The 3,000-nt window shown below is 31.0% G+C and carries 4 protein-coding genes; 1 reads left to right on the top strand and 3 read right to left on the bottom strand.

The window, feature by feature from the left end; genetic code table 11:
- On the top strand, positions 1-366 hold a 366-nt coding region (locus ACVC2P_RS07480), incomplete at its 5' end, for an endonuclease/exonuclease/phosphatase family protein (RefSeq protein WP_452597858.1).
- A gap of 14 nt (positions 367-380) precedes the next feature.
- On the opposite strand, the gene ACVC2P_RS07475 is transcribed toward ACVC2P_RS07480, so the two are convergent.
- The 3 genes from ACVC2P_RS07475 to lepB form a co-directional block, all read right to left on the bottom strand.
- A complete protein-coding gene (locus ACVC2P_RS07475) occupies positions 381-689 on the bottom strand; it encodes a DUF6122 family protein (protein ID WP_452597857.1) in 309 nt (102 codons plus the stop codon).
- Positions 689-1,306 (bottom strand): WbqC family protein, encoded by a 618-nt coding sequence (locus ACVC2P_RS07470; protein WP_452597856.1) that lies wholly within the window; start codon positions 1,304-1,306, stop codon positions 689-691. Before ACVC2P_RS07470 ends, ACVC2P_RS07475 begins: the two co-directional genes overlap by 1 nt.
- A gap of 101 nt (positions 1,307-1,407) precedes the next feature.
- The coding region (gene lepB / locus ACVC2P_RS07465; RefSeq protein ID WP_452597855.1) for a signal peptidase I at positions 1,408-3,000 on the bottom strand (1,593 nt) is incomplete at its 5' end.

Below are 3,000 nucleotides of genomic sequence, written 5' to 3'. Positions count from 1 at the left end.
GAAGAAAATTTAACAAGAGAAGAGACTGAAAAACTATTTAAAGGCGTAGGCAAAACCTTTAAAATGCAGCATTCTCAAGCTGAATTGTTTCTAAAACACAAAGCTAAATGCAAGTATAAAATGATTATTTGTGGAGATTTTAACAACACAGCATTCTCTTATGTCTATAAAGCCATTAGAGCCGATTTAAACGATACGTTTAAAGAAGGTGGTAATGGTTTTGGAAGAACGTATAACTTTAAGTTTTTTCCAATGCGAATTGATTATATTTTAACCGATAAAGCATTTAATATAAATAGCTTTAAAACCTATGATGTTGAATATTCCGATCATTACCCTATAATGACTAAGGTTAGCTTAGATTAAAACATATTTTGCCTCTACATTAATGCACAGTCTACTGTGTCTGCAATAATATGTATTGTTAAACCTAACCCAATAAGTCTAGTTTGTTTTGGGAACAATAAAATTATATATAAAGCAATTGCATAGTAGGAGTGTAGCGGGTGAAAGTTAATGCTGCACCTATTACTATCAAAAATAGGGGTGGCCAATAAATGGTCTAAATCTATAAGCATCCCTAAAATCATAATACAATATGCTTTTATCCACCTGTTTTTAAAGAATACAAAAGCAACTACCAAAGGTAAAATAAAATGAATGCCGTAATGTAATGTAGGTTGTAACATTATGGTAACTGCTGGGATTCTAAATAAGATAAAGCATTTGGGCCTTCATTAAACAGTAAATCTAAAATGCTTAAGTTGGAAATAAACCCATGCTTGTCTGTAAAGACTTGAGTATAATGTTCTAAATTGTATGCAGGCTCTTTCTTTGCTTGCACTAAATGCCTGTAATCTATTACATTTAAAGGTTCTTTATTGTAAATCGATGTTTTGCTTGTTGTTAGGTCTAACTGAAGGCAATCGCAAACGACTTCAAAACATTTTAAATTAAACTCTAAAATATAATTAAAAGATGTCTTAAAAAGCGGCTGTAATTCGTCTGCGTAAAATTCAAAAAAAGGAGAAGTTCTATAAGCAGATTCTAGAGATTTCCAATGAATGTCTTGCCAATTATAATCATTAGCTATTTTGACATCTTTATAATATTGTCTGTTTTTTTGGGTATAAATAACAGGAATGCTTAACTGTAATTTACCATTTGCTGCATAAATATAACTCCTATTTCTGTAGGTCTGTTTTTGAAAATTATCCATCATTTCAAAAGTAACAGATTGGGCTTTTGTAATAGCTACAAAAGTGGCAATACTTGGAAAAGATGTTGGATGAATTAAAATATGCATTTATACACTTAAAATTATTATTGTCTTAAACGGTAAGCAGCTACTAAAAATAGCAGCTGCTTATAAAATATAGTTTTTAATCAGTTATTTTGTTCACTTAATTATGCTGCCTTTTTACGTTTTCTCCATTTATTAAAACCAATAAGACCGCCTATTAAAATTAAAACAGGGATAAAGTAAGATACAGGAGAACCACTACCATGTACTGTAGTAAATAATCTATTCCAACGTATTTTGTTAAAACCAGAAGCATTACTATCCCAACTCATCCAAATTAAAACAGGCTTTCCTACCACGTGATTATGTGGTACATATCCCCAAAATCTAGAATCTATAGAGTTTTGTCTATTGTCTCCCATCATCCAATAATAATCTTGTTTAAAAGTATAATTGGTTACTATTTCGTTATTTATTTTTATCTGGTTTCCATTAACAGAAAGCGTGTTGCCTTCGTACTCTGTAATAATACGTTTGTATAATGGTAAAACATCTACATTTAAATCTATTGTAGCTCCTTTTTTAGGAATGTATATAGGTCCAAAGTTGTCTACAGTATTTCTATAACTTGGGTCTTGAGGAAATAAAGAAGGGTTAGGAGCTTTAGAATTAACCTTTGTTATGGAAGTAACACTGCTTTCTTTTTCCATTTGTGCAGCAAGCTCTTCTGTCATGTTTACATTTATTGTAGAGCCAACTATTTTAACTTTTAAACGGTCAAATAACTTTTGGGTCATTCCTCCTGTAACCAAAGTATTTAGAGAATCTCTAGATTCTACATTTAAAATAATATTTTCATTTCTTAAATAAGCTTGTAAGTCTGGTCTATCCCAAAATCTATTTTCTATGGCAAAAATTTGACGTTCTTGTTTTTCTGTAATGCCATATTTGTTATAAAGTGCTTGAGGGTTAGATGTTGTCTCAACTGTATGGAAAAACTGTAATTTTGCACGATCTGGTAATTCGTTTTGCTTACCATTAATGTATACATAACCATTTTTAATCTCTAAAGAGTCTCCTGGAGCTCCTACACAACGTTTTACTAAATTTGTTTTTTTATCTATAGGCTTATAGTAGTTTCTATCTGGCCTAAAATCGTTCATATCTAATAAGGTATCTGCTGGCTGATTGAAAACTACAATTTCGTTTCTGTCTATTTTTTCGAAAGCTGGCAACCTCATATACGGTAACTGCAATTTATTTAACCAAGAGGTTTTACGAGCCTCATAGTCATCACTAAATAGATACGATTTTTGTTTAGTTAACGGGATAGAATCATGTACCATTGGTAAGGCCACAGTTGTCATAGGTAATCTAGCTCCATAATGAAATTTACTTACAAATAGGAAGTCGCCTATTAATAGGGATTTTTCTAAAGAGGATGAAGGTATAACAAAAGGTTGAATAAAATAAGTATGTACTATTGTTGCTGCAACAACTGCAAAAGCAATAGAACTTACCCAATCGCCGAGTCCTGTTCTTGGTTTTAGGCTTCTATTTTCAATATAATTAACATCTGCAACATAGTTTAAATAAAAATTAAAGAAACCTAAAGAGGCTATAGCTAAAAAAGTATCTGCATTAGAGTTTCTACCAAAACTTCTAGCTGTTTCCACCCAAATAACAGGAAATAGTATAAGGTTAACTATTGGTAAAAATAAAAGAATAGTCCACCACCATTCTCTATTTATAATTTT

This window comes from Pontimicrobium sp. MEBiC01747, assembly GCF_053601635.1.
Note: the sequence above shows the minus strand (reverse complement) of the source record. Positions and strands in the feature narration are given on the sequence as shown.